The organism is Chlorogloeopsis sp. ULAP01, assembly GCF_030381805.1.
Lineage (GTDB): Bacteria > Cyanobacteriota > Cyanobacteriia > Cyanobacteriales > Nostocaceae > Chlorogloeopsis.
Map to the genome: position 1 here is coordinate 1 of NZ_JAUDRH010000022.1, position 24,287 is coordinate 24,287.

The window sequence follows — 24,287 nt, forward strand, 5'->3', positions numbered from 1 at the left end:
GGCGTAGACGCAAAGCGGTGAGGGGGTCGCAGTCTTGGCGGTTCCCGTCACGATTGCGAACCCCCGAACCTGTTCGTCGAAGACGTTCCCGAAGGGTAAGGCTTCCCGTAAGGGTTGGGGGACTGCTGTACGCCAAGGGCGTTCCCTCCGGGTACCCGGAGGGTGGACGGGTCTCCCGGCATAAAGGAACTGGCGAACCCGAAGGGCTTCAAGGTAGAGTACCCGAAGGAGGACGCCCAGACAAGGTGACGCGGAGATTAATGTGTAGCAGAATTTTAGAGAATTGGTATAAAATAATGTCCCAAAAATAAATTTGACTCTGAATGCTGTCAGATAAAATTTCACCTCAATTACTTTACTAATACCCTTGCAATAGCACTTTAGCGATCGCATTCTTCTCACTAGTGCTTGGGATTTTCAATCGGGCGATCGCTTCCTAGACAGTTTTCTCTACTTGCTCTTACAGCAGAAACTGGTATTTGTATGTGAGCGATCGTCCCAATACCCGATCGCTCATTTATAGGATAGTTTTGGTACACTTTCGGTAACGACCAAGTTGAGCCGCCGCAGATAAATTGTGGCTCTTACCGATAACCTTGAGGCGGTCGGCTCCAACGATTTGTTATGCCGCGACAACACCAACTGCTTTAAGTGCCACAATATTAAGGTAACTTAAATTCCACCCAATTCTATGCAGGTTAAGGATTTGACTATTGAAGAACTCAAACTCTTGATTCAAGAAACTGTTGCTGAAACTATCCAATCCTTGCTGATTGACCCCGACGAGGGGAGACAAGTTAAGCCAGAGGTTAAGCAGCAACTCCTTAATTCTTTACATCGTACTCAAGCTGGAGAGCGTGGAATCTCGGCTGAGGAAGTTGCAAAGAAATTGGGCTTGAACTGGTAATGATCTACTACGTTGAATTTACGTCAGAAGCAACTGATGGCTTAGAGCAGCTTACCTCAACTATCCAACAACGTATTCTGAGTAAAATTCGTTGGCTTTCGGAAAATCTTGACAATTTGACTCCCCAAGCTCTGAGTGCTGATTTAAGTGGACTGTTTAAGCTCAGAGTTGGGGATTATCGAATCATCTACTCGTTTGATACTAACAATCAGCGCATCACGGTTCACAAAGTTGGACATCGCCGAGATGTTTACAACTGATCATCTACAGTTCTACTCTGCATAAGCAAACGTAAGCCTTTGAGATTTACGCAAGACTCAACAAGTTTGAGGAAATCTTTCGCGATAGCTTGCGATCGCTTAACTGTGAACACCTACAAGTAACTTCCCCACAAGGATTTTTCAGTCTAAAGTTCGCGCTCACTGGACAAAGTTATGCCGCCGCAATTGTCTCCTTACTCTGACTTCAAATTTTTCTTACGTTGACTGATTACTCTGAAAGAGTCAAACTTCTGCTTAACTGGAACGTTAGACAAAAAGACTTTCAACTGTCCGCTCCATCGTGTTGTTGTGCTGCAATCCCCCACTCAGGGCGTTTTGCCCACTCTTCTGCTTGTTCAAGTAAGTCTAATACCAGCTGCGCCTTCTGATTTGAGTACGCCAGAAGTTGATTGTATCCTGCAATGATCGTCGTCCGCTTATGCTGCTCATAACGTTGTCTTGCTTCAGGGTGGCATCGTAAATAGTCACGCAACAATAGATTATCTCTCCACAATTTGCTGCCCCACTCTACTGCACCGAGATTAAATGCTGAGGGTTTCCGCTTGCGAAAATACAGTCTTCCGCACACGTCAGCCTCACCAAAATATTCATAGCCGATTTGCTCAAATGCTTGGATCGCGTCATCGGGTATTGGGTACTGCTTTAATCCCACCAAAATGTCCACAACTGGTTTCGCCGCTAATCCTGGAACTGCCGTGCTACCGAAATGTTCGAGCTCAACGATCAAATCCTCGACCGCTCTCAGAATAACTGCTTTTTCTTCCTCAAATCTTTGTACCCAAGTAGGGTCATAGTTACAAATGATAATCGGCTCGTCAATCTGCATTTGAAATTTGGCTCAAACAGAGAGAATAACGCCCCCACGAACAACGTCGCAACATCCCTATCTTTCACTCTAACCGATTACCTTCAAACTACTGCCTCCACCAATTTCTTTGCGGCACAACTATTTATTAGACGGAAAGTTTCCGTCTATCACCCCAGCCGATCCAGTCAAATAAGGCTTTACAGGTATTTTAGTCATAATATCAAGAAAATTTACGGATATGATCAATATCCACTTATTATACAGAAACTTTCCAGATCACTACCTGATTTGGGGTGGATATCAACAACTTTTCTAACTATCACCCTTTTTTGGGTAATGGACGGAATTATTCGGCATATTTACCTGATTTTGCACATAAGTACAAGCCTTTCAGTATATTCATCGCTGATATCCAGAAATTTTCTGCATAACATCCAAATTAGAACATTAGATGGAATTTTTCACCGATATTCTTCTTTATGGAACAACGCCCCAAAAAGCTGATGGAACAAAGTCCTCTTTAAAGCAAGGACTAAAGTCCTTACTACAAAAAAGTTTTATACATGATGTAAGAAGAGAGTTTCTACTGCTTCACCGCCTTCATCGATAAACCAATCCGCTTCAATTTCTCGTTAACTTCCAAGACTCGCACTTTCACAACTTGTCCCACCTTCACGACTTTCTTGGGATCGTCCACAAATCTGTCCGCAAGTTGGGAGATATGCACTAAACCATCCTGATGAACGCCAATATCAACAAATGCACCAAAGTTGGCAACATTCGTGACTATTCCCTCTAATTCCATCCCCACTTTTAAATCGGAAATTTCTTTGATTCCTTCTTTAAAGGTGGCATATTTAAACTCGGCGCGGGGATCTCTGCCTGGTTTTTCTAGTTCCTTGAGGATGTCGCGCAATGTGGGTTCGCCGACGGTATCGGTGACATATTTTTTTAGGTTTGCTTTTTTGAGTTTCTCGGCAATTTGCGTGACTTGTTGTAAGGGTACATTTAAGTCGGTGGTGATCGCATTCTTCTCCTAGTGCTTGGGATTTTCAATTGAGCGATCAGGTACTGCTGCGATCGTTCATTTGTAGCACAGTTTTGGTAAACTCTCGGTAACGACCAAGTTGAGCAGCGACCAATATCATTGAAAAGAAGCAGAAAAGGTTTGGTTCACCACCCCAACGACTTGTTAGCTGGCGGTTGTGTTCCGCTGCAACCATTCTACAAATGCCTCGCGCCCCAGCTCACCCGATGCGATCGCCAACACCACACGCTCTTGCTCATCCACAGAGGCGTTAATTTCTATTCCATTCAGAACAAGAAAAGTCTCTGTCGCAGCATGACCTGTACGTTTGTTTCCATCTACAAATGGATGGTTCATGATGATAGAAAACCCTAATGCTGCTGCTTTCTCAAGCAAGCTTGGGTACAGTTCTTCTCCACCAAACGTCATTCGGGGTTGAGCGATGGCTGACTCCAACAACCCTACATCTCGGATACCGAATGCTCCACCGGATTGCTCAATGACTCTACGATGTAGTTCTAACACCTCGATTAACGTCAGAAAACGCATTATGCTAAACGCCGATACAATTCAGCATTTTTTGTCAGCACATAATTGGCTGCATCAACAAACTCGCTCTTTTGAGAATTGAGCCAATCCTCCAAACTGACCTTTAATAGGACTTCAAGCGTAATGCCATACACTGCTGCCAAATCTTGTAGCTTTTGAAATTGGCTATCTGAAAGATCAATGGTGATAGAAGCCACAGCGATCGCTCTCCTAGTGTTTCTGAGTCAAGTTTAACATTCGCATCTGACCGATAACCTCTTTGTACAGACCCAACCCAGGAGCCGATCATCCGTCCAGCAGCTTTTGAGCGAGCAAAAGGTTTTCACTTGGGCGATCGCTTCCCAGACAGTTTTCTCCACTCGCTCTTACAGCAGAAACTGGTATTTGTATCTGGGCGATGGGTATTGCTGTAATCGCTCGTCTGTATAATAGTTTTGGTAAACTTTCGGTAACGGTCGTGCTCACCGGACATGGACAACCTCTCGAACTTAACGAAGAAGACTGGCACGTTCCGCTGCAACACGATTGTTAGCCGCACCGAATATCGACTCAAATCTCATACCGCCGCCATACCCACGCGAAACTGATTGGTACGTCACGATAGACCGACCAACTTGGCTTCGTCTCTATCCAACGATCATCGATGACCTGTTCGCGTAATTCGGTCAATTGCCAGCCTGCCGCGAGTGCCGCCTGTGCATGGTCGGACAACAGATGGATGTGCGTCTCGATTGCGACTGGCTCCCCATTGGCTCCTTGGAAGTGCGTAGGCATACCTGTCGCCATGATGAAGAATGGATGAAAGCCAACAAGCACATACGTCGCACCACGTCGGGCAAGCCGTGCTGCTTCCGCGTACAACGGTGCAAGTTCAGCAAGATGTTCGTCAACGAGGCACGTCACGATCAAGTCGTAACTAGCTGTTGGCAGTCCGGTCGTGCAAACATCCGCCACGCGGAGGGACGCGAACACGTCCCGTTTGCGAGCCTGATCCAGCATCTCGGACGTGGCATCGACACCATCGATCTCCCGTACGCCCTTTCTCGCTAGCCATGCGGCCGTGCGTCCCGTTCCGCAGCCAAGATCCGCGCAACGCTCGACGGCACTCCACTTGACGCTTTGGATCTGGTCGAGCAACCACAGATCCATGTCACGCTTTACGGTGTCCTCGTAGGTCGCAGCCCATTGAGCGTAGCCTTCACGCGCCGCTACAGTTCGGTAGTTGCGTCGATCAAATGTAGAGAAACGCGGCATACGAAACTCCTTCTAATGTGCTTTGGGCGGCTAACGGTAGAGGCCAGCGGCGGCTAGTAGTCTTGAACTCCTACCAACAGCTTTTATTCCGTCCGCTGCACCGCAGTGTTGGGCTGCTGGCGCTGTGCAACCTGAATTAACAGTCGTAATGCTTCATTTACTGCTGCATCATTAGGGAAAGCTTGGGCAACATCGGGATCTAGAAGCACTAAGTTTGTCCCTGTGCGATATCGCTCAACATACTTACCCCTAACACCTCCCTGTATGTGGGAAAAATCGTACTCAGAGCATAATTCATCTTCTATTTCGCTCTCAACTTCCTTCTTCATAGAACCTCCTTTCCTGCCGAGTTGCTTTTCGGGCACTTATGATTCGTACTTTTTCTCCTCGATCGGTATGTGCGACAACTAAAAGCTGTCCAAACCGAGATATACCAATGATAACGTAGCGGTTTTCTCCAATAGAATGATCAGGATCAGGGAAGGTTACGGATAGAGAGTCATTAAATACAGTTGAAGCCTCCTGAAAAGAAACACCATGCTTCTCAATGTTTAGTTCTGCTTTGTCTGGGTTCCATTCAAATTCCATATGTAGAACTCTTCTTAATCTTTACAGGCAACCACAGGAGTCACAGAGGCATGAAAAGAACTTAACGTCTCAACTCCGCTAGTTGAATTAACTCGTCTACTACTAGACGTACTCCCAAACGAATTTTTTCTAAATCAGCGCGAACAGCGTTGTAGCGTCTATTATGAGCTGATCGATCTCCAATAGCTTTTAATTCCCGTAAAACCAATTTTGTTTTGCGCCCCAACGAAAGTCTACTTTTATCAACAGCATCACCAATAATTCCTGACAACATAAAATAATTGCCATCAGAATCAGATATACGAGCTTGAGTTTTATCATGCTCGTAGCACTCAATTAAAAGTGTTTCAACTAACCGACGAAGAAGAACTGATGCACCGTCATAAAATCCGTATTGAAAGCAACCGTTTACTTGAAAAGCAATCTTTTCAATATAGCCTCTTGTATTCTTCCAGATTGCTTCTGGTAAATAGCTATGCTCTAAATCAACATCAGCAGCTACACCCTCTAGAATTGGTATAAGCCAGCCCTTAATCGTATCGCGCTCGGTTGGCTTGAGCTTAAACCCAGCCTTGCTCTTAAGTGTAAGTTTGATTTTCGCAATCGCTTCCTCAAGCTGGGTTGGGTTAGGATTGCCAAGTCCAGCAGTATAAATGGTACGTGCGAGTGTACTCGCTTTCATACATATGCCTGGGTTTTGACAGTCATGGAACCATAAAATAGCTAAAGCACGTTGAGCATTTGAAAGTTCAAGCTGATTGAGTCGAATGCAAAAATCTTCTAGATCCATTTATATTTTACTAACCCTTTTTGTTGCTAGAAGCAGGTAGGTCATGCTCAACTAAATTTTCACCGTGGTTAGTAATCTTGACATTGCCCCGTTCCGAGGTATCAACCCATCCTCTACGTTTTGCAGTATCCCGAATAGTTTGAGGCATATGTTTTGGAGTTTTGCGCTCAACATCCTTGAAACAGGTAAACACATGCTCTGGCCTTACCTTGTCTAGCTCCAGAACTCGCTTTAGATAGTAAACTGCGACCGTAACAGCTTGTTCTTGAGTAGATGGCTTTTTCTGGGCATAGAAATCCCTGAACCACGGCTTGTCTTCTGGTCGCAAATTCAAATCCTTCACTATTGACATGATGGGAGGCTTGGACGAACTTTTCTTAGGTTTCGATTTCGCAGCCACATTAGACGGAGGAGGATTGTCCTCTTCATCCTCAACATCAACCTCAGAATCTAGTTCTTCGAGAAGCTCGTCTTCATCAATAGGATTTGCAGAGGCAGGTAAAACCTGAATAATCTTTGTTGGAGCGGACTGAAAAATTTTGTTGGCTGCTACGTTGATCGCTTGCAAACCTTCTTGAATAGTTTCATCGTCACCCTCAACCTCTGCGAAAAAAACGCGGATGCGCCCACGACCACCATTTTCTGCCATTTTTTGTGTGAGAAAACTTTAGCTACCTAGTATAGCCTTTGTATCAATTGATGTGCCACCATACCCAGCATCCCAGGTAGAGGGGCTAGTACACTTCTCCGTACATGGTTCTCAACAAACTGATGCTAGGAGCTAGCAGTTACTTTACGTTGACTGTCTTGACCAAAATCTGAAGCAGCCCAACGGTTGCAATTAGCGGCGATAGGCTACCTTTCGGACTGCATCAAAATTTCTCAATCGTCCGCGGCATTGCAATTGTTGTACCGCTTTTACTGCGGAGTCAAAGGCTTCACAGCAAACTAACTCAGTAATCTGGATAACCAGTGCATCATGTTCAGCGCAAATTGTCGATTGTCGATTCCTGGGTGATTCATCCCCATCAGAACTGTCCCCTCACGCGACTGCATCAATTGGGCAGAGATCATCGCAGCCTCTCCAAGCATAACGACTCGCCCTTGTCCAAATGGCAATGCTACACCTTGAGCGCGTTGAGCCGCAGAAACACCTTGCCTTGCACGAAGATCTCCTGCGCTCCTGAGTCGCTCATCTAAATCGATCGCTGAATCCGATAACCGCAATAAGGATTGTCCTTCAGATGGAATGGATAGGGATTGCCCAGTAAACGTCATGATCCGATTAATTCGTTCTTGTGGATTTCGACCTTGTGTAATCGGATGATCGGCTAACAGCTTGTTCTCACGGCTAAACAGCAAGAAACTAGGAACACCAGAGCTTCGATCGTAATGAGACAAATCTACCGTGAACTTATCGCTCATCCTAATGCCAAATTGAGCAGCTAATTTTTCTGCCGCTGAACCAAAGGGTTTGTGATCGGCAATCAAAAGCAATGAACCACCAGAATGCACCCAATCTCTCACCACATCACACTCGTCCTCGCGAAATGCAGATTGCCCCTCCTGCTGACTTGAAGCATTGGCAATGACGAGAATGTCAGAATCGGCTAACGTTTCCGTCTGAAAGGCTTGTCGATTTGGAGCCACTCGATATCCATCATTAGAGATGAGATCGACAAAGGGTTTGTAGCGTCCTTGAGTGGTGTGAAAGTTTAGGTGAGCCTCATCAAAGAGAACCGTAGGTGCTGTGGTCGTATAGGCAGGATGGACAACGCTAGCATCAAAATTCGGATCGGCAACTTGTTGAGCGACAACGCCATCTGCTTTGAACACTAGCCAACTCACGCACAAAGATAGAACTGTTAACAGAACAAAGCTACATTGTTTGATAGATTGACGCATTAGCTTTTCAAGAGAGTTTTACATCGATCAGGCAAATGCTTTGACTCTGCTCCCCTATGCTTTGTTTCTTGCCCTGTAATTTCTATTTATCTGCTCCTGAGTACTGACAAATTGCTATCAAAGCTCACCACAACCCGAAACGTGAGCGGCACAACGGTTCGCTTGAGCGGCTGCAAAGAACCTCGAATTCAGCACCAGGGATTTTCAGCAGTCCGCTCCAAGCGAGTGTTAGACGCTTGCAGGCAAATCAGTAGAGGTTCAAAAGTTGCCCGACTCAAAAAACTCAGCATGAACTGTTACCATCTCCTGCCGGACAACGACATAACTATAAGAGGGGATGCAATCCCCTTGGTGAGCTAAAAATGAGGGAGGACAATCTCGATGAATCAAGAGCGATCGCCCGACCCAGGGAAGCTATCTCCTGAAGCAATAGCTGTAATCCTAGCAGATCGATCGGACGAAAGCCTGGCGCAAGCTGCTTGTGAAGACTATAATGCCTTTGCCATACTGTATCGCCGCCATGTAACAGATATTTATCGTTATCTGCTGGTGCAAGTTGGGAGAGTTCATGATGCTGAAGACTTAACCACACAGACGTTTGAGGCAGCTTTACAACATATTGCCAGTTATCAGGAAATCGGTAAATTCAGATCGTGGTTGTTGGGAATTGCGCGGCGTAAAGCAGCAGACTATTTCCGCCAGCGACGGGCAACACTGCCGTTGGAGTTCGCGAAACACATTCCGCACCCTGATACCCCTCTTGAAGAGTGTATCGATCAGCAGTTGCGTCTAGAACTGGTTGCTAGTTTGCTACACTTTCTGACCCCAGAACGCTCAGAAGAATTAGCTCTAAGGCTTTTTGGTCGGCTAACTATTGCAGAGGTTGCTCATGTCATGGGCAAAAGTGAAGCAGCGGTCAAAATGTTGGTTCATCGCGCAATGAGCAACTTGAAACAGCAACTGATCAATATTCAGAAGGAGAATTAACGCCATGCAAGAAAATATACAACCGGAAGAGTTTGAAACCAAGATCGCCACAGAGTTAGATGCCTGGATTACAGCACGGTTTGCTGAACAGGGGCAACTGGCATCATTGTCTAACCTGGATCCCCAAACTGTTGATCTCACCGCTCTTGCACAGGATTTATTATCCTTAGCTGAGGGCATTCAGCCGAATCATGATTTTTTGCTGAACCTAGAAGCCAAATTGAGACGAAAAGTGCTCACAGAGAATCATTTGTCCGTTGTTCAACAACCTACTTTGAAAGCTAATCAGGTGGAATCCAACCATAGAAATAGTTGAATTTTCGAGATCGCGCCAACCTAATATTTCTTCTGCAAGCACATCCATTATTATTTTATCTTGGAGGACTTTCTTATGTTCGAGCGGTTTAATGAAAAAGCAGTCACCGTCATCCTGATGGCTCAAGATGAATCGCGCCGCTTGGGGCATAACTTTGTCGGAACTGAACAAATTCTACTGGGCTTAATTCGAGAAGGTACGGGAATTGCTTACTCTGTGCTGGCTTCGATGGCAATTCATCTCGAAGAAGCACAAACAGAAGTGGAAAAATTGATTGGTCGTGGTGAAGGGAATATGATAGCTGAAATTCCCTTTACCGTCAGAGCAAAAGCTGTTTTGGACATGGCAGGGGAAATTGCGGTTGAAATGAACCACAGTTACGTTGGCTCAGAGCATCTCTTGCTCAGTATCATCAGAGAGGGAGACAAAATCGTAGCTGTCGCAAATCGAGAACCGAGCCGAAGCCTTGCGTTTCAGGTGCTTCAAAACTTAGGGGTCGATCCTCTTAGCATTTGCGATCGCGTGATGCAGGCTCAGGAATTGGGTCAAGAAACTAGGGAAGAACGGTTTTCACTTCAGCCATCGAAAGAACGGTTGAGAACCCTTTTTCCACCTATGAGCGATCGGGCATTGAAAGTTTGGCACGCGATGGGCAGTCAAACGAATTGGGAGGAAGCAGATACGGCTATTAATCGATTTTGGATTAAATGGCTAACCAGATTCTCTGATTCAGAGATACAAGCCGCTTTGGATGAACTGATTGCACTGGGTGTTGTTGCACGGATTGAAACCGCTTAATCATGCAAATCGAGGGCGATCGCTCTCATAGATACAAACATTGGTATCAAAATGCGATCGCCTTTAGTGACACACTCATCAGAGGATTGAGGTCTAACGGTGGAGTTGAGCGGCAACCAATGACTAATACTCTACCCGATCGCCCCCCTATTTGTCCGCTCCAACACCGTGTTAGCACTCTGACGCAAAACTAACCAACCTATTCCATCCACTGTCACCCATTCGATCGTCTCTGCATTCCTCATCCTTTCCTCTTATTCGATCGCTTCTGCATCCCACTATTTCTGCGGTGCTCTGTCTCTCGTCGATCGCCCTCAATCACTCATCCTTTGCAACCAACGGAACAGATTTGCACTGCTATGGGGCATAGTCGATCGCTTTTGCTACTCATCTTTAACCTACTGGATTGCACCACTAAGGAAGCAGGCTAACTATTTATTAGACAGAAACTTTCCGTCTATCACCCCAGCCGATCCAGTCAAATAAGGCTTTACAGGTATTTTAGTCATAATATCAAGAAAATTTACGGATATGATCAATATCCACTTATTATACAGAAACTTTCCAGATCACTACCTGATTTGGGGTGGATATCAACAACTTTTCTAACTATCACCCTTTTTTGGGTAATGGACGGAATTATTCGGCATATTTACCTGATTTTGCACATAAGTACAAGCCTTTCAGTATATTCATCGCTGATATCCAGAAATTTTCTGCATAACATCCAAATTAGAACATTAGATGGAATTTTTCACCGATATTCTTCTTTATGGAACAACGCCCCAAAAAGCTGATGGAACAAAGTCCTCTTTAAAGCAAGGACTAAAGTCCTTACTACAAAAAAGTTTTATACATGATGTAAGAAGAGAGTTTCTACTGCTTCACCGCCTTCATCGATAAACCAATCCGCTTCAATTTCTCGTTAACTTCCAAGACTCGCACTTTCACAACTTGTCCCACCTTCACGACTTTCTTGGGATCGTCCACAAATCTGTCCGCAAGTTGGGAGATATGCACTAAACCATCCTGATGAACGCCAATATCAACAAATGCACCAAAGTTGGCAACATTCGTGACTATTCCCTCTAATTCCATCCCCACTTTTAAATCGGAAATTTCTTTGATTCCTTCTTTAAAGGTGGCATATTTAAACTCGGCGCGGGGATCTCTGCCTGGTTTTTCTAGTTCCTTGAGGATGTCGCGCAATGTGGGTTCGCCGACGGTATCGGTGACATATTTTTTTAGGTTTGCTTTTTTGAGTTTCTCGGCAATTTGCGTGACTTGTTGTAAGGGTACATTTAAGTCGGTGGCGATCGCTTCCACTACCGAATAACTCTCTGGATGGACGGCGGTATTATCTAAAGGGTTATTACCACCACGAATCCGCAGAAAACCTGCTGCCTGTTCAAAGGCTTTTGGCCCCAATTTTGGCACTTTTAGGAGTTCGCGGCGATTTTTAAAGGCTCCGTTTTGGTTGCGATAGGTGACGATGTTGTTGGCAACGGTAGGCGTAATTCCAGAAACGAAAGTCAAAAGTTCTTTGGAAGCGGTATTCAAATCTACACCAACGTAGTTGACGCAGCTTTCTACTGTTTCGTCTAATTTCTTTTTCAGCAATTTTTGATCCACATCGTGCTGATATTGTCCCACACCGATAGATTTGGGATCGATTTTCACCAGTTCTGCCAAGGGATCTTGCAAGCGACGACCGATGCTAATTGCTCCGCGCACGGTAACATCTAAGTCAGGAAATTCTTGTGCTGCAACTTTACTAGCACTATATATAGATGCACCCGACTCGTTGACTATTACTTTAATTGGTTTGCGCTGCAAAGTCTGCAATACTTCTGCTACAAACTCATCTGTCTCACGAGATGCTGTGCCATTACCAATAGCAATTAACTCAATCTTGTACTTTTCAATCAAATTTTTCAGAGTTTGTGCAGACTTAGCACGTTGTTCTAGTGCTTGATGGGGAAATATTGCTTGATATTCTAAAAATTTTCCTGTCTGATCGAGAATTGAGACTTTACAGCCAGTTCTAAACCCCGGATCAATTGCCATTGTTGGTTTCATTCCCGCAGGCGCAGATAGTAGCAACTCCCGTAAATTGGCTTCAAATGTCTTGATCGACTCAATATCTGCGTATAGCTTCTTCTCTGAAATTACTTCGCTAATTAAAGAAGATTTCATCAAGCGATTAAATGCATCTTTGAGCATTTCTTGATAAAAGCTGCGCAACGGGCGGTGTTTAGAGTGAATTTCTTTTGACTCCAAATAGGAAAGCACCACATCCTCATCAAAGGAAATATCAAAACTCAAAATTCCCTCGTTTTCACCACGACACAGCGCCAAAAGATTGTGAGGTGCAATATTGTTCACCTTTGCCTGATAGTTACGGTACATCTCGAACTTGGTTGTACCTTCGGGATGCTCATCTTTGATCCGGGAGACAAATACTCCTTCTTCTAGAAGATATTCTCTGAGATATGCACGCAACTCTGCTTTTTCTGCTATTTCTTCGGCAAGAATGTCCGCAGCACCCTTAAGCGCTTCCTGTGCTGTTTTGACTTGCTTTTCTTCTGATATATATTTTGCTGCTTCTGGTTCTAAAGATACGGCGGCGGCATTTTTGGTATTCAGCGACTTGATGAACTCTGCTAATGGTTCTAGTCCTTTTTCTCTGGCGATGGTGGCACGAGTGCGGCGCTTGGGACGGTAGGGTAAATATAAATCCTCTAGTTCTGTTTTTTGTAAACAAGCTTCAATTTTGGCTTTCAGTTCCTCAGTGAGTTTACCTTGTTCTGTGATCGCATTCAAAATCACCGATTTACGTTCTTCTAATTCACTTAAGTAAGAATACCTATCTGCCAAATCGCGCAATTGAACTTCATTCATTTCTCCTGTGCGCTCTTTACGGTATCGTGCAATAAAGGGAACTGTTGCACCTTCTGCCAGAAGTTCTAGCGCATTTTGCACCTGATAAGGTTTGAGGTTAAGTTCAGTTGCTAAGAGTTGAGGAATGTTCAGCATCGGGTGTCAGTTAGAAAAGCTGGTAATATGCAAGATTGATTGCATGAATACAGAATGTTAAGCTAATATATCAGAACGTTTTGAAATCTTTATGATTTACACTGTTGTTAATGATAACGTGTTGTAAATTTAACAGAAACAATTGTAAAATTAAATACACCATTACTTAGCAATAGCCTTAATATTCAGTTTATTAGGCGCTTCTGGTTTTGATTCAGAGGTGGAGAGAAATGCCTTTGTTGTTTTTGATTCCGCTTTTTACTGGTTTAGTAACTGGTTATATCTTCAAAACAAGTACCGATGAAATCGGGCAACTAACAGGTGTTGTTGCAGCTATTAGCTTGATTTTGAGTTTGGTTTTAGCACCTTGGCAAATACAGGTTTTGATGCTAATCGTTGTCTTGGTTAGTACTAGCAAACTTTTACAACAAAATGAGTACAAACTGAGGCTAGATAAAAATAATCAACAGCAAATCAATGATGGTGCTAGCAACGAAGCTGTCAGTTCTCGAAGTTCGACTAGGGTAAATGAGATTACTCACAAATATCGCGGTGGAAATTATCAAATTAATGATGTCAAGCTACAATTCTCTGAGCGAGAGATAATTGGCAAATATCGCGGTCTACCCCTAAAAATTCACCAAATAGCAAAAGTCCAGTAGTCTAGAAATTAAACTAAAGGCTTGTTTTGTTTTCTTTGCACCAGAGCATTATTCTTGCTCGTACATCTGTTTGTGTTTTGCTAAAAGCAGGAGATATTTGTCATTTGTCTTGGCTTGTGTCCACTTTTCTTTAAAAATTGCTGCTGATTCAGCTTTTAATGGATCTACTTCATAGGGTAAGATATCTTTGCGAGCTTGCATTTGTTCTTCTTTAGAACTTGCTTTTTGTGGATTATTCTTATATTTTCTGCCGCTTTTATGATTGGCATAGCGGCGCGATCGCGTATAACCCATCTGTAAAAATTTTCGTGCCATATCTGCTCCAACAAAATCATCTTGCTCAAGATAGACAAGAAACATTTCATAAATTTTTTGGCTAGACTCTTTTGCAATATCTGGAGTTTTGAAGCGCCAATAAGGAAGAATTTCCGATTTATACGGTTCTACCAAAAGTACACCTTGCTCGCCTTTGCCAACATGATATAGTTCGGGGTGTTTGCGAAAATCGATATTCTGAAAATCCAAAGAATAATCAAATGCCATACCCAAAAAGAATTTAGAATTATAGAATACAGAAACGGAGGCGGAGTTTCTCCAGCTTCGGTTAGAATAACTGCACCAACAATAGATGTGGTTTAGAAAATAAAAAATATTAAATTTAGATTGTTGATAAAATCTTAAGTATGAATATATAAACTATAAAAATTTTTGTCTTCTATCTTAAGAAAGTAAATTAATTTCTGCTATGCAATCTAGCTTTTCATCAATTAGTAAAGTTCTTGCTCCTGGCGATTTGCGTCGAGTTCATCACATTGCCTTAAATGTGAAAGATATGCAGGCTTCTCGATATTTTTACGGTACTATTCTTGGTTTGTATGAATTAACAGATGAGGAAGTTCCTGCTACCTTGAAAGAATTAGTAGCACAGGGTAAAGTTGCTAACTTTGTTACCCCAGATGGCACTATCCTCGATTTATTTTGGCAACCAGAATTGTTACCTCCAGATCCAGATCCAGAACGCACTTTCACCAGGGCTTATCATTTAGCTTTTGATATAAATCCGCAATTATTTGATGCTGCTGTCGAAGTAATTAAACAAAACCACATAGAAATTGCCCACGGGCCAGTTACTCGTCCTACCGGACGTGGTGTATACTTTTACGATCCTGATGGTTTTATGGTAGAAATCCGTTGCGATCCAGAGTAGGGGCAGAGGGGGAGATGGAGAGACAAGGGGACACGGGGACAAAGAGACAAGGAGAGTAATAAACCAACTACTGTACGGGAGGCAGCGCGTTGCGTGGGTTAAGCGCGTTGTAGCGACTGCCGTGCGGGTTTAAAAGATAAATTGTCGGTTTTAACCAAAAGATAGTCAGTAAAAGCCGTCCCTACTAACCAATGACTAATGACTAATGACTAAAATGCAAATATATCAAGTTATCGAAGAAGTAATTAAAAAACCTCCCGTTCCTCACGATCCAGCCAAGCAATCATTGAAAGCGTGGGCAATGTATTGTCTACGAGATAGAGGTTTTAAAGTAGTATATGCTCAAAATTCTGACTTTGCAATTGAAACTAGAGGTGGTGAAAAAATCTATTTTAAAGTATCAAATACTAGCGATAATTTAGATAATCAATTTGGTTGGATAGTTTGGGATATTACCACAAAAACTGCTAGTCTGATTCCTCCTCAAGCTTAAATATTACTTCTCAAAAACCATGAAATGCTGCTGTGGTAAAAAGTTTTTGGTTTGACGCCAAACTAAACCAACTGCTTGCATTTCTTTTTTCACTTGCTTTTGAGTCATTTTATGTAAAGCTTTAATAAAGATAAAAGGATTTTCTCCCCTGTATTCCACTAAAACAACTCTACCGCCTGGTTTCAAAGCTTTGCTAATTGCTTGCATTATCTGTTGTGGATATTCAAACTCGTGATAAGCATCTACCATTAAAGCTAAATCAATACTTGCAGGTGCTAGATTGGGGTTAGTAGCTGTTGCTAAAACAGGCTCAACGTTGGTAATGTTGTTTTCTTTTTTCAAAAAATCAATAATATCCAGCATTTCTGGTTGAATATCTACAGCTAAAACCTTTCCCTGTGTGAGTTGAGAAGCAATGCGAAAACTCAAGTAACCTGTACCAGCGCCAATATCAGCGACTATATCAGTGGGTTTGAGATTGAGGGCTGTGACTATTTTACTTGGCTGTTCTTCTGCTTCACGGCTGGGGCGCTCTAGCCAAGCAGCACCAGTGTGGCTCATGTATTTGGCAATTTCTCTACCCATATAATATTTCCCAATTCCATCAGGGCTATGGACAAGTTTTTGCTCGTAGATGCTAGAAGTTGCAGTAGCTGCAATTGCTGTTTGAATAGGAAAAAGCAAGTAGCCCCAGAGTATAAGTAGGGAAACCAGGGTTAAACATAAAAAATTGTATTTTAATTGTTTTCTCATCAATTTTTGGTGTTATAAATACGGTTGTTTAAGTCTTTCTACAATTGCCTTGACTGTACCAATTACTTCAGTTTTATCCACTGTCAAAATTTGGCGATCGCGTATAATAATTTTGCCATCGCCAATCAAAGTTTGGACATTACTGAAGCTTATGCTGTAAACCAAAGTGGCGGTTCATCGCAAAAGTTTTGATAGGTTTGTAGTAAACACTTTAGTGCTGCACTTATCAAGGACTAAAGTCCTAACTACGAACTTATTATCCCCTCAAAATTAATGCGATGAACTAGTAGTCTCATACCAATTTACTCTAAAGGTGAAACATATCTTTTTTGTAGAGATATACCATGGCACGTCTCGACATGATTTATATGTATTGTGATTAACGTGAAATGGTATCATCATCAAAAAATTAAATCTCAAATGCCTCCAGTTCGTTGTTATACCACTCACTTTGATAGCGTTCAGCAACAAATGGCCTGACAATAAACTTAGGTGGATAGCCATCTTTAACATCAATCCGCACAAAAGAGTAAGGAAGCCGCTTTTGTTTATCGTAACCATTGCGACCAACAAATAGCAGCGAATCCGCAATTTTACGGTTATTGCCATCTGTTGCATCTCCAAAAGTCTCCATTAATTCCGTTCCTTCTTCGCGTTGCCGTCGGGGACGACGACCACTGCCACCACAGACGATACAATTCAAGTTAGAATCACCATGCCCGGTGTTAGTAGTGCGCAGATATTCCAGACAGTGAGCGTGACCGTTTAAAATTAAATCGACAATGGGACGTCCTTGAGTCAGAGAACCAAGAGTTTTTGCCACTTCATCAAATACCCAACGCAAGCGGTGACGCACTGCTAGAGTTTGTGCCTGTTCCCACTTACTCGCCTCAGTCACAAATGGAGGATGATGAAAATAAACAATACGCCCTCGTACTTCCTGGGTATGCCAAGACTCTATTAGCCTTTGCTTGAGCCATTCTAACTGTTCAAAATCGATCGCCGGTTCGTCATGAGATGCTAGTTGTTTTTCAATATCAATTTTGACTTCATCAATTTGGTACAACTTCGCTTTGAGAGCATCAAGTTGTTCTGCATCTTCAGGATTGTTTGAGTCAAGGCGATCGCACGCATCTAAAATCCGCATTTCTTCTTGTTCGATTTCGTCGCGGCGCTTTGACAATTTGCGGCGGCTACTTTCTCCTTCTTGAGTTTCAGGTAGCGGTGATGGTTCGTTAAAAGTATTCGAGTCGAGGGCAAAAAAATCTATACCACCATAACGAAAGGTGTAATATCGGTTAGGTACACGGGTAAAATGTCCGGGTTCATAGCGCAAACAATTTCCCGTATCAGTTTTGGCTGTGTAATGTTCGTCAAGGTGAAATTCTAACTGTTCTTTGGAGTTGAATGACTTTAAGTAATCAATAAATGCTCGCGTATAAGCATCTCCTTGATTTGAACCATGCCAACCAATTTCAATATTCTTGTAGCTGAAGAAGCGGCGTAGTGGCAGCGTACTTCCTGCCAGCAAACGATACATTAGCGGTACATCATAGTAATCGTGATTGCCGAGAACTGGCAATATTGGAGTTTTGAATGTCATGCGATCATAGGCAATGCGTTTGGGATTTTCGCCTCCGACAATAAACTCACGATAAGGTTCGATAAAATTTTGTGGGTAATACTCACGCGAACCGACGATATAGATAACATCGCCCGTATGCAAGACAAAACTACACTCTTGTTGGTGTGGAAGCATCAGTTCGGCGACTCGGCGCTGAGGGTTGTGTCGTGCCTTAGAACCACTGTCACCAATAACCATAAAAGAAAATTCTGGATTATCCGAGTTGCCATCATCGATAACCATGCTAGTTTGGTCAATTCTCCGTGAGACAATACTCGGATGCAACCAGCACACCCGTTCTTTCATCTTTTGAATTTTCGTGGGTATCGATGGTTCAGAGATGAATTTCATTGGCGATGGCTCCAGGATACAGAACTTTCTCTATCTCTTCTCGCATCCCGATTGTAACTTTATATAAGGCAGGAGGCAGGGGGCAGAAGGATGAAGAAGTTTCATAAGTTTTGATATACCTTCAAAAGGTTTTAAAGCTTAACTAAGTACAGCATTTCATCAATTCGTAATTAACTCTCCTTAGAAAAGACTCTGCGTACCTACCCTGCGGGAAGGCGAAACGTCTAGCGCGCTTACTCTGCGCCCCTCTGCGTTCAAAAACTCCGCTATGATTTTACGCAAAGCTTAACTAAGTCTGTCGCATCAAAACCCGATCGCGCAACTGAAGTAAATGTTTATCCCGAATCCCATCTGCTAGCAAGCCATCGACGGTTTGCATGAGGTAGTCAGCACAAGAACCAATTTCTCCTGAAGCTGTAGCAAGGCTCTTTACTGTGGTTTCAAAGGAAATATTGCCAACATAAGCTCGATGCTGGTGGTTGACAACAAAAGCGATCGCTTGGAATTTTTGCGTACCATCAAATACGCTCACCCAACGAGGAATGTAAGAAGCAACTATCATTTCTCGTCGCCACAGCAGGAGCAATTCTGAGGCTACATCATTTGCAGCTATCCGGTAAGCAATACCACGACAACTACCACCGCGATCCAAGCCAAGCGCTAATCCTGGGTTATCTGGAGTACCACGCCCCAAGGGAATCCACAGACAAAAGCGACGGTGCCATCCATAAATTTTGCCGACGCGCTGTTCTACAAACTTGAAGATGGGGTTCCAAATCAGCGAGCCATAGGCAAAAATCCAAATATCAGAAGCTGGATTTTGTTGCCGCAGAGTTTCGTTGATAGACTCTTGTAACTGGGATTCAGTTAAGACATTCACTTTTCTCCCAGAGTCTAAAATAATCTGCTGCAAACGTCCAGATTCAAGATCGGAGCGTGTTATTGACATGAAAATTTTCTCATCGAAGTTTCATAAAAGATTCATGCACAATTGAGAACCTAAACAAGTAGTACAGCTGATGAAATACCGAACCGTGTTAATAGCAGCTTAGGAATCTCATGTATACACCGAATCAGGAATTGAGGGAAATTGAGCCATGAGACTAATGGTATACTCCCACGATGGCTTCGGTCTCGGTAATATTCGCAGAATGTTGGCAATCTGCACACACTTACTAGATTCGATTCCAGAACTTTCTATCCTTGTCGTCTCTGGCTCGCCGATGCTGCATAGCTTTCGTCTGCCGAGAAGACTGGATTATATTAAGCTACCTTGCCTGAATCGGGGAATATCGGGTGAGTTTACTGCCAAGTATCTGGGAACAGCCACCGATGAAACGGTAAAACTACGATCGCAATTAATTTTATCTGCGATCGCCAATTTCAAACCAGATGTGTTCCTAGTAGACAAAAAGCCCTACGGCATTCGCAACGAATTGCAAGCAACTGTCGAATATCTCAAAACCGAATTGCCAGAAACTCCCTTAATTCTGCTGTTGCGCGACATTTTGGATCATCCAGAGGTGACGATTCCAGAATGGCACAAGCACGGTTATCACGAAGCGATCGTCAAATTTTATGATCACGTGCTGGTGGTTGGCACTCCAGAAATTTTTGATATCCGCAAGGAATATAAACTACCGCCAAAGGTTGCCCAAAAGGTACAGTTTTGTGGGTACATCCGCAAAGAACTAGGGCGCAAAGGGCCAAATTTTGTCCGTAACGAGTTGCGACTTAGCCCAGATGAACAACTCGTTTTAGTGACACCGGGAGGAGGTGAGGATGGCTATAACTTGGTTGATACCTACTTATCGAGTTTGGCATTGCTACCTGCCTCGCGCAAACTTCGGAGTATGATAGTTTTTGGCCCCGAAATGCCTTCTCGCGATCAAGCAGCACTGGAATGGAAAGCATTTTCCTATCCAGGCGTGCAAATCTGCGAGTTTACTGACGATTTGATGAGCTATGTTGCCGCAGCAGATGCCGTGGTAGCAATGGGTGGCTACAACACAATCTGTGAGATTCTCTCTGTAGGGAAGCCAGCAGTAATAGTACCTAGAGTTAAACCATCTCAAGAACAGTGGATTCGGGCAGAACATCTCGCCAAACTGGGGGTTATGACAGCAATTCATCCCGATCACCTGACTCCAGATGTATTGCTGGAATCGGTGCTGCAACAACTGAATACTCCTCCACACAAGAAGATTTCCACTCCAATCATCGATTTAAGTGCCCTACCGAAAATTAGCCAATACATCTGCACCTTATTGGCAAAAAAAAAGAGAGTGCTTCCGTTTTGCAGAACCTGCCAGCCACCAGAACAAGTACAAGATTTAGCGATCGCCAAAATTGTTTAGTTTAACTCAATGAAAGTTTATAGATTATAGAGGCAAAGCGTGTTATGCAACGTCTTATGTTCTACTGCCAACATATATTGGGCATGGGGCATCTAGTTCGCAGTATGGAAATTGTACGTGCTCTCACTAAAGACTTCCAAATTTGTTTTATTAATGGTGGGGAAATAGTAAAAGGGTTTGATATTCCTGCTGGTGTTGAAGTCATCAACTTACCCGCAATTAAAACCGACTCAGAATTTCAAGAACTACAAGTCGTAGATAATGCCATTAGTCTTGACGAAGTTAAGGAAATCAGAAAAAATCGTCTTTTGGAAATCTTCGATCACTTCCAGCCTGATATTTTAATCATTGAATTATTTCCCTTCGGCAGAAGACGTTTCTCTTTTGAATTAATTCCTTTGTTAGAACTAGTAAAATCAACTAAAAACTCAACAAAAGTTGTCTCTAGCTTGCGAGATATTGTAGTTACAAAACAACACAAGCAAATAAAACACGAAGAAAAAGTTTGTAATTTAATTAACCAATATTTTGATGTATTATTGGTTCATGGTGACCCCAGATTTGTACCTCTCGAAGAAACATTTTCTAGAGTCAGCAACCTTAACTGTGAGATATACTACACCGGATATGTAGTTCAAAATCCTCCAGTAAATCCTATCCTTACTGATGAAGATAGAGAAATTCTTCACTCAGATCAACCCATGATTCTAGCCAGCGTTGGAGGTGGCAGATTTGGTCATGAATTGCTTGATTGTGTGGTGAGAGCAGCTCCTCTATTAGAGAAAAAAATACCTCACAAAATCCAAGTTTTCACTGGGCCATTTATGCCAGAAGAGAAATTCAATGAATTGCAATCAATGGTTGGAGATAGCAACAATCTTAGCATCCGACGCTATACTCCCTACTTTCTGAGTTACATGAACAAAGCAGAACTTTCTATTAATATGTCTGGCTATAACACCACCATGAATGTTTTAACAACAGGTGTCAGGGCAATGCTGCTTCCCTTTACAGGAAACCAAGATAGAGAACAAAGTATTAGAGCAGAAAAATTAAGCAACTTAGGAATTGTCAAACTTCTAAGTACCAGCGATTTACAACCTGATTTATTTGCCCAACAAATAATCGATTACCTTCAAGAACAACCTCATAAAATTAGCTTTGATTTTTCCGGATCTGCAACTACCGCCAAGATTTTAAGAAATGTGGCAATGAAACAAAAAGCTGCCTAGTAACTCTGCGTACCCTCTGCGTTTAAAAACTACGAATAATGTTCCCAGACAAAAACATGGATAAAATAAAAATTTGCATTACCACACTAGAATATCCACCCGATGTCGGTGGAGTTAGCGAATCAGTACATCGAATTACCAAAATGCTAATTGACAGTGATTATGAAGTCCATGTTGCTGTTTTTCGCTCTAAACAACGCCTAGTTACAGATGGAAGTCGCAGACGAGCAAGTTGCAGCACAACACTTCAAGATGGTGTATTCGTGCATCGCATCAAATCAGCCGTGCGTGACAACCTAACAGAGATACAAGACTTTTTTAGCGATATTTACTTCCAACTCAAATGTCTGCATCAAAAATATAGATATAATCTGTTTCATGCCTTTTTTCTGAATGAAACAGGCTACGTCACAACACTTTTAGCAAAAGAAAATGATATTCCGGTAATTAACAGCGTTCGTGGTAGCGACTTACACAAACATATTTTCAATCCTAAAAACCATGCTCAGATTGCATGGATGTTAGAAAATTCAACTTGGGTAACATTTGTCAGTCAAGACTTGCAAAAAAGAGCAAGTGTCATAGCTCCAAGTGTAAAGCTAAAATCATCGGTTTTCTGGAACTCGATCGCACCTATTAACTTTGAGCAACTTCCCACTCCATCTCTAGTTAGCGAATTACCAGGAATCATCATCGGCTCATCAGGTAGATTCCGAGACAAGAAGGGGATTGAATTTCTTCTCGATGCCTGTGCCGAATTAAGCAATGAGCTTGATTTAACCCTTTTGCTTGTCGGTGATTTTATTGAGCGAGAAAAAGAATACTGGCAGCAACAAATACAACAAAGTGGAATTGGCGATCGCCTGCGAATCACAGGCATAACCAGTCGCCAAGAAGCCTTAGCTTATCTGCCACACTTAGATATTTTCGTAATTCCTTCACTGCACGACGGTTGCCCAAACACACTCTTAGAAGCCATGCTAGCGAGCCGAGCAATTATTGGCACTCGTGTAGATGCGATCGGCGAAATTTTAGAAGATGGCGTAGACGGTTTGCTCATCAATCCCGGCAGTACGGAGGAACTGATTGCATCACTCCGATACTTAGCAAATAAACCAGAACTACGACAAAAGCTAGGTGTAGCAGCCAAAACAAAAGTACTTCAGCAACTTGCTCCATCAGTTGAACATCAAAACTGGATTGATGTTTACCAACAAGCCTTAGGTACATCTGCATCAGTTTTGTTTGGCAAGCTCTCCCTCGTATAGTCTCTGTAAAAAATTGAACTATGAATAAACCACAAGTCACCATCGTTGTTTCGCAACGCGAGCGATTCAGTTATACTCGCGAATCGCTTGAAAGTATTTACGAACACACTCAGACACCCTTCTCTCTGGTTTATGTAGACGGCGGTTCTCCTCGTCACATTCAGCGCTACCTTGAGCAACAAGCACAAGAGAAAGGATTTCAACTCATCCGCACAGAACAATACCTTTCACCCAATCAAGCTCGCAACTTGGGTTTACAACAAGTCGATAGCAAATACTTAGTTTTTATTGACAACGACGTGATTGTAAGTCCAGGTTGGTTAAATTCATTACTTGAATGTGCTGAAGAAACAAAAGCGACTGTAGTTTGCCCGCTAACTTGTATTGGACAGCCTTTGGAGGAAACAATTCACTTAGCGGGTGGCGAAGCTCATATCTTCGTCGAGCCAGATGATTTTGGAGTCAAGCGACGGGTACACGAAAAACACTACTTTGTGAACCGAAAAGTTGCTGATGTAAAAGAGCAACTGCATCGTCAAGAATGCGAGTTTGCCGAGTTTCACTGTATGCTAGTTCGGACTGAAATTTTCCAAAAAATTGGGCTATTAGATGAAAGATTATTGAGTACGCGAGAACATATTGACTTTTGTCTAACGGTAGCTGAGGCTGGAGGTACTTTTTATTGCGAGCCGACTTCGGTAGTTACTTATGTACCAGGACTAAAGTTTGAATGGTCAGAACTAGAATTCTTCATGTTACGCTGGAGCGATGCCTGGGAAATTGCTAGTTTAGAACACTTTGCCCAAAAGTGGGATTTGACAGTGAAAGACAAATACTTCAAAAAGCGTTATAAGCGGATGGGGCATCGTCGCCATCAAGCATTTTTGAAGCCATTGTTAAAAAGTCTCACCTTTGGAAATAATCCTCTGTGGTTAGAGAAAATGGCGATTTCTCTAGAAAGGAAATTAAATCACTATATTAGTGCTTACCATACTCAAAGCCAAGCTCCTTTTGTAAATCAACCTCAAGCTCATGAAAACAAACCTATCCGCGAGTTAGTATCTTTGGTTCATTCGCTGGAGGGAGATAAATAA

30 protein-coding genes and 2 pseudogenes are annotated in these 24,287 nt (G+C 42.9%); 13 read left to right on the top strand and 19 right to left on the bottom strand.

Annotated features, from left to right (window positions below; translation table 11 throughout):
* Positions 1-401: 401 nt before the first annotated feature.
* Positions 402-539 carry a hypothetical protein gene (locus QUB80_RS32490; RefSeq protein WP_289793589.1) on the bottom strand — a complete coding sequence of 46 codons (138 nt, stop codon included), beginning with the start codon at positions 537-539 and terminating at the stop codon, positions 402-404.
* A 167-nt stretch (positions 540-706) separates the two neighbouring features.
* Here QUB80_RS32490 and QUB80_RS32495 point away from each other — a divergent pair, with 167 nt between their 5' ends.
* Positions 707-907: a hypothetical protein gene (locus tag QUB80_RS32495; RefSeq protein WP_289793590.1), complete on the top strand. Its 201-nt coding sequence runs from the start codon at positions 707-709 to the stop codon at positions 905-907.
* The gene (locus QUB80_RS32500; RefSeq protein ID WP_289793591.1) at positions 907-1,167 is read left to right on the top strand and encodes a type II toxin-antitoxin system RelE family toxin; all 261 of its coding nucleotides are present in this window, start codon (positions 907-909) and stop codon (positions 1,165-1,167) included. The genes QUB80_RS32495 and QUB80_RS32500 overlap by 1 nt, the downstream gene beginning before the upstream one ends.
* Positions 1,168-1,450: 283 nt before the next feature.
* Here QUB80_RS32500 and QUB80_RS32505 read toward each other — a convergent pair whose 3' ends face one another.
* The 12 genes and pseudogenes from QUB80_RS32505 to QUB80_RS32560 form a co-directional block, all read right to left on the bottom strand.
* A complete protein-coding gene (locus tag QUB80_RS32505) occupies positions 1,451-2,014 on the bottom strand; it encodes a GrpB family protein (protein ID WP_289793592.1) in 564 nt (187 codons plus the stop codon).
* A 565-nt stretch (positions 2,015-2,579) separates the two neighbouring features.
* Positions 2,580-3,023, bottom strand: a pseudogene (locus tag QUB80_RS32510) (S1 RNA-binding domain-containing protein); the annotation flags it as partial.
* Between the two features lie 37 nt (positions 3,024-3,060).
* Positions 3,061-3,219, bottom strand: coding sequence for a hypothetical protein (locus QUB80_RS32515; protein ID WP_289793593.1), 159 nt, complete (start codon positions 3,217-3,219; stop codon positions 3,061-3,063).
* Positions 3,189-3,572, bottom strand: coding sequence for a type II toxin-antitoxin system death-on-curing family toxin (locus QUB80_RS32520; protein ID WP_289793594.1), 384 nt, complete (start codon positions 3,570-3,572; stop codon positions 3,189-3,191). Before QUB80_RS32520 ends, QUB80_RS32515 begins: the two co-directional genes overlap by 31 nt.
* Entirely contained in the window at positions 3,572-3,769 is a 198-nt protein-coding gene (locus QUB80_RS32525; RefSeq protein WP_277128135.1) for a DNA-binding protein, read from the bottom strand. The genes QUB80_RS32520 and QUB80_RS32525 overlap by 1 nt, the downstream gene beginning before the upstream one ends.
* Before the next feature lie 88 nt (positions 3,770-3,857).
* Positions 3,858-4,037, bottom strand: coding sequence for a hypothetical protein (locus tag QUB80_RS32530; RefSeq protein ID WP_289793595.1), 180 nt, complete (start codon positions 4,035-4,037; stop codon positions 3,858-3,860).
* A gap of 84 nt (positions 4,038-4,121) precedes the next feature.
* On the bottom strand, positions 4,122-4,826 hold the full coding sequence (locus tag QUB80_RS32535; protein WP_289793596.1) for a class I SAM-dependent DNA methyltransferase: 705 nt from the start codon (positions 4,824-4,826) through the stop codon (positions 4,122-4,124).
* Positions 4,827-4,909: 83 nt separating this feature from the next.
* A complete protein-coding gene (locus QUB80_RS32540) occupies positions 4,910-5,155 on the bottom strand; it encodes a hypothetical protein (RefSeq protein ID WP_289793597.1) in 246 nt (81 codons plus the stop codon).
* A complete protein-coding gene (locus tag QUB80_RS32545; protein ID WP_289793598.1) occupies positions 5,139-5,414 on the bottom strand; it encodes a BrnT family toxin in 276 nt (91 codons plus the stop codon). Before QUB80_RS32545 ends, QUB80_RS32540 begins: the two co-directional genes overlap by 17 nt.
* A 61-nt stretch (positions 5,415-5,475) precedes the next feature.
* On the bottom strand, positions 5,476-6,204 hold the full coding sequence (locus QUB80_RS32550) for a hypothetical protein (protein WP_289793599.1): 729 nt from the start codon (positions 6,202-6,204) through the stop codon (positions 5,476-5,478).
* 10 nt (positions 6,205-6,214) lie between these two features.
* Complete coding sequence (locus QUB80_RS32555) at positions 6,215-6,853, bottom strand: hypothetical protein (RefSeq protein WP_289793600.1); 639 nt, start codon at positions 6,851-6,853, stop codon at positions 6,215-6,217.
* Positions 6,854-7,152: 299 nt separating this feature from the next.
* Positions 7,153-8,109, bottom strand: coding sequence for a hypothetical protein (locus tag QUB80_RS32560; RefSeq protein WP_289793601.1), 957 nt, complete (start codon positions 8,107-8,109; stop codon positions 7,153-7,155).
* 381 nt (positions 8,110-8,490) lie between these two features.
* On the opposite strand from QUB80_RS32560, the gene QUB80_RS32565 reads away from it, so the two are divergent.
* The 4 genes and pseudogenes from QUB80_RS32565 to QUB80_RS32580 all read left to right on the top strand — a co-directional run bounded on the left by QUB80_RS32565 (position 8,491) and on the right by QUB80_RS32580 (position 10,404).
* Positions 8,491-9,096, top strand: a complete 606-nt coding sequence (locus tag QUB80_RS32565; RefSeq protein ID WP_289793602.1) for an RNA polymerase sigma factor — start codon at positions 8,491-8,493, stop codon at positions 9,094-9,096.
* A 4-nt stretch (positions 9,097-9,100) separates the two neighbouring features.
* Positions 9,101-9,412 carry a hypothetical protein gene (locus tag QUB80_RS32570; RefSeq protein WP_289793603.1) on the top strand — a complete coding sequence of 104 codons (312 nt, stop codon included), beginning with the start codon at positions 9,101-9,103 and terminating at the stop codon, positions 9,410-9,412.
* Between the two features lie 75 nt (positions 9,413-9,487).
* Positions 9,488-9,913: pseudogene (locus QUB80_RS32575) on the top strand (Clp protease N-terminal domain-containing protein); the annotation flags it as partial.
* Between the two features lie 299 nt (positions 9,914-10,212).
* Positions 10,213-10,404, top strand: coding sequence for a hypothetical protein (locus QUB80_RS32580; protein WP_289793604.1), 192 nt, complete (start codon positions 10,213-10,215; stop codon positions 10,402-10,404).
* 682 nt (positions 10,405-11,086) lie between these two features.
* Here the strand turns inward: QUB80_RS32580 and QUB80_RS32585 are convergent.
* Positions 11,087-13,246 carry a Tex family protein gene (locus QUB80_RS32585; RefSeq protein ID WP_289793605.1) on the bottom strand — a complete coding sequence of 720 codons (2,160 nt, stop codon included), beginning with the start codon at positions 13,244-13,246 and terminating at the stop codon, positions 11,087-11,089.
* 230 nt (positions 13,247-13,476) lie between these two features.
* Here QUB80_RS32585 and QUB80_RS32590 point away from each other — a divergent pair, with 230 nt between their 5' ends.
* On the top strand, positions 13,477-13,908 hold the full coding sequence (locus tag QUB80_RS32590; RefSeq protein ID WP_289793606.1) for a DUF4278 domain-containing protein: 432 nt from the start codon (positions 13,477-13,479) through the stop codon (positions 13,906-13,908).
* Positions 13,909-13,956: 48 nt separating this feature from the next.
* Here QUB80_RS32590 and QUB80_RS32595 read toward each other — a convergent pair whose 3' ends face one another.
* Positions 13,957-14,451: a DUF4385 domain-containing protein gene (locus tag QUB80_RS32595; protein ID WP_289793607.1), complete on the bottom strand. Its 495-nt coding sequence runs from the start codon at positions 14,449-14,451 to the stop codon at positions 13,957-13,959.
* A gap of 202 nt (positions 14,452-14,653) precedes the next feature.
* On the opposite strand from QUB80_RS32595, the gene QUB80_RS32600 reads away from it, so the two are divergent.
* Both QUB80_RS32600 and QUB80_RS32605 read left to right on the top strand, forming a co-directional pair.
* Positions 14,654-15,115 (top strand): VOC family protein, encoded by a 462-nt coding sequence (locus QUB80_RS32600; RefSeq protein ID WP_289793608.1) that lies wholly within the window; start codon positions 14,654-14,656, stop codon positions 15,113-15,115.
* 205 nt (positions 15,116-15,320) lie between these two features.
* A complete protein-coding gene (locus tag QUB80_RS32605; protein WP_289793609.1) occupies positions 15,321-15,608 on the top strand; it encodes a hypothetical protein in 288 nt (95 codons plus the stop codon).
* 3 nt (positions 15,609-15,611) lie between these two features.
* Here the strand turns inward: QUB80_RS32605 and QUB80_RS32610 are convergent, their stop codons facing one another.
* From QUB80_RS32610 to QUB80_RS32625, 4 genes are all read right to left on the bottom strand, one after another.
* Positions 15,612-16,361: a class I SAM-dependent methyltransferase gene (locus QUB80_RS32610; RefSeq protein ID WP_289793610.1), complete on the bottom strand. Its 750-nt coding sequence runs from the start codon at positions 16,359-16,361 to the stop codon at positions 15,612-15,614.
* Between the two features lie 12 nt (positions 16,362-16,373).
* A complete protein-coding gene (locus tag QUB80_RS32615) occupies positions 16,374-16,526 on the bottom strand; it encodes a hypothetical protein (RefSeq protein ID WP_289793611.1) in 153 nt (50 codons plus the stop codon).
* 244 nt (positions 16,527-16,770) lie between these two features.
* Complete coding sequence (locus tag QUB80_RS32620; RefSeq protein WP_289793612.1) at positions 16,771-18,336, bottom strand: metallophosphoesterase family protein; 1,566 nt, start codon at positions 18,334-18,336, stop codon at positions 16,771-16,773.
* 289 nt (positions 18,337-18,625) lie between these two features.
* Complete coding sequence (locus tag QUB80_RS32625) at positions 18,626-19,285, bottom strand: gamma-glutamylcyclotransferase (protein WP_289793613.1); 660 nt, start codon at positions 19,283-19,285, stop codon at positions 18,626-18,628.
* A gap of 148 nt (positions 19,286-19,433) precedes the next feature.
* Between QUB80_RS32625 and QUB80_RS32630 the strand changes: the two genes are divergently transcribed.
* Genes QUB80_RS32630 through QUB80_RS32645 form a run of 4 tightly spaced genes read left to right on the top strand, consistent with a single transcriptional unit; the run spans position 19,434 to position 24,287 of the window.
* Positions 19,434-20,693, top strand: a complete 1,260-nt coding sequence (locus QUB80_RS32630) for a glycosyltransferase family protein (RefSeq protein ID WP_289793614.1) — start codon at positions 19,434-19,436, stop codon at positions 20,691-20,693.
* Between the two features lie 44 nt (positions 20,694-20,737).
* Complete coding sequence (locus QUB80_RS32635) at positions 20,738-21,925, top strand: glycosyltransferase family protein (protein ID WP_289793615.1); 1,188 nt, start codon at positions 20,738-20,740, stop codon at positions 21,923-21,925.
* 56 nt (positions 21,926-21,981) lie between these two features.
* A complete protein-coding gene (locus tag QUB80_RS32640) occupies positions 21,982-23,193 on the top strand; it encodes a glycosyltransferase (protein ID WP_289793616.1) in 1,212 nt (403 codons plus the stop codon).
* Between the two features lie 20 nt (positions 23,194-23,213).
* Entirely contained in the window at positions 23,214-24,287 is a 1,074-nt protein-coding gene (locus QUB80_RS32645; protein WP_289793617.1) for a glycosyltransferase family 2 protein, read from the top strand.

Bases quoted from the DNA above. Each gene is read 5' to 3' on its own strand.
- QUB80_RS32505 (WP_289793592.1), bottom strand. From the start codon at position 2,014: ATGCAGATTGACGAGCCGATTATCATTTGTAACTATGACCCTACTTGG.
- QUB80_RS32620 (WP_289793612.1), bottom strand. From the start codon at position 18,336: ATGAAATTCATCTCTGAACCATCGATACCCACGAAAATTCAAAAGATG.
- QUB80_RS32630 (WP_289793614.1), top strand. From the start codon at position 19,434: ATGAGACTAATGGTATACTCCCACGATGGCTTCGGTCTCGGTAATATT.
- QUB80_RS32600 (WP_289793608.1), top strand. From the start codon at position 14,654: ATGCAATCTAGCTTTTCATCAATTAGTAAAGTTCTTGCTCCTGGCGAT.
- QUB80_RS32550 (WP_289793599.1), bottom strand. From the start codon at position 6,204: ATGGATCTAGAAGATTTTTGCATTCGACTCAATCAGCTTGAACTTTCA.
- QUB80_RS32565 (WP_289793602.1), top strand. From the start codon at position 8,491: ATGAATCAAGAGCGATCGCCCGACCCAGGGAAGCTATCTCCTGAAGCA.
- QUB80_RS32555 (WP_289793600.1), bottom strand. From the start codon at position 6,853: ATGGCAGAAAATGGTGGTCGTGGGCGCATCCGCGTTTTTTTCGCAGAG.
- QUB80_RS32590 (WP_289793606.1), top strand. From the start codon at position 13,477: ATGCCTTTGTTGTTTTTGATTCCGCTTTTTACTGGTTTAGTAACTGGT.
- QUB80_RS32570 (WP_289793603.1), top strand. From the start codon at position 9,101: ATGCAAGAAAATATACAACCGGAAGAGTTTGAAACCAAGATCGCCACA.
- QUB80_RS32610 (WP_289793610.1), bottom strand. From the start codon at position 16,361: ATGAGAAAACAATTAAAATACAATTTTTTATGTTTAACCCTGGTTTCC.
- QUB80_RS32635 (WP_289793615.1), top strand. From the start codon at position 20,738: ATGCAACGTCTTATGTTCTACTGCCAACATATATTGGGCATGGGGCAT.
- QUB80_RS32535 (WP_289793596.1), bottom strand. From the start codon at position 4,826: ATGCCGCGTTTCTCTACATTTGATCGACGCAACTACCGAACTGTAGCG.
- QUB80_RS32645 (WP_289793617.1), top strand. From the start codon at position 23,214: ATGAATAAACCACAAGTCACCATCGTTGTTTCGCAACGCGAGCGATTC.
- QUB80_RS32585 (WP_289793605.1), bottom strand. From the start codon at position 13,246: ATGCTGAACATTCCTCAACTCTTAGCAACTGAACTTAACCTCAAACCT.
- QUB80_RS32580 (WP_289793604.1), top strand. From the start codon at position 10,213: ATGCAAATCGAGGGCGATCGCTCTCATAGATACAAACATTGGTATCAA.
- QUB80_RS32595 (WP_289793607.1), bottom strand. From the start codon at position 14,451: ATGGCATTTGATTATTCTTTGGATTTTCAGAATATCGATTTTCGCAAA.
- QUB80_RS32520 (WP_289793594.1), bottom strand. From the start codon at position 3,572: ATGCGTTTTCTGACGTTAATCGAGGTGTTAGAACTACATCGTAGAGTC.
- QUB80_RS32625 (WP_289793613.1), bottom strand. From the start codon at position 19,285: ATGTCAATAACACGCTCCGATCTTGAATCTGGACGTTTGCAGCAGATT.
- QUB80_RS32605 (WP_289793609.1), top strand. From the start codon at position 15,321: ATGACTAAAATGCAAATATATCAAGTTATCGAAGAAGTAATTAAAAAA.
- QUB80_RS32640 (WP_289793616.1), top strand. From the start codon at position 21,982: ATGGATAAAATAAAAATTTGCATTACCACACTAGAATATCCACCCGAT.
- QUB80_RS32500 (WP_289793591.1), top strand. From the start codon at position 907: ATGATCTACTACGTTGAATTTACGTCAGAAGCAACTGATGGCTTAGAG.
- QUB80_RS32540 (WP_289793597.1), bottom strand. From the start codon at position 5,155: ATGAAGAAGGAAGTTGAGAGCGAAATAGAAGATGAATTATGCTCTGAG.
- QUB80_RS32545 (WP_289793598.1), bottom strand. From the start codon at position 5,414: ATGGAATTTGAATGGAACCCAGACAAAGCAGAACTAAACATTGAGAAG.
- QUB80_RS32515 (WP_289793593.1), bottom strand. From the start codon at position 3,219: ATGGTTGCAGCGGAACACAACCGCCAGCTAACAAGTCGTTGGGGTGGT.
- QUB80_RS32560 (WP_289793601.1), bottom strand. From the start codon at position 8,109: ATGCGTCAATCTATCAAACAATGTAGCTTTGTTCTGTTAACAGTTCTA.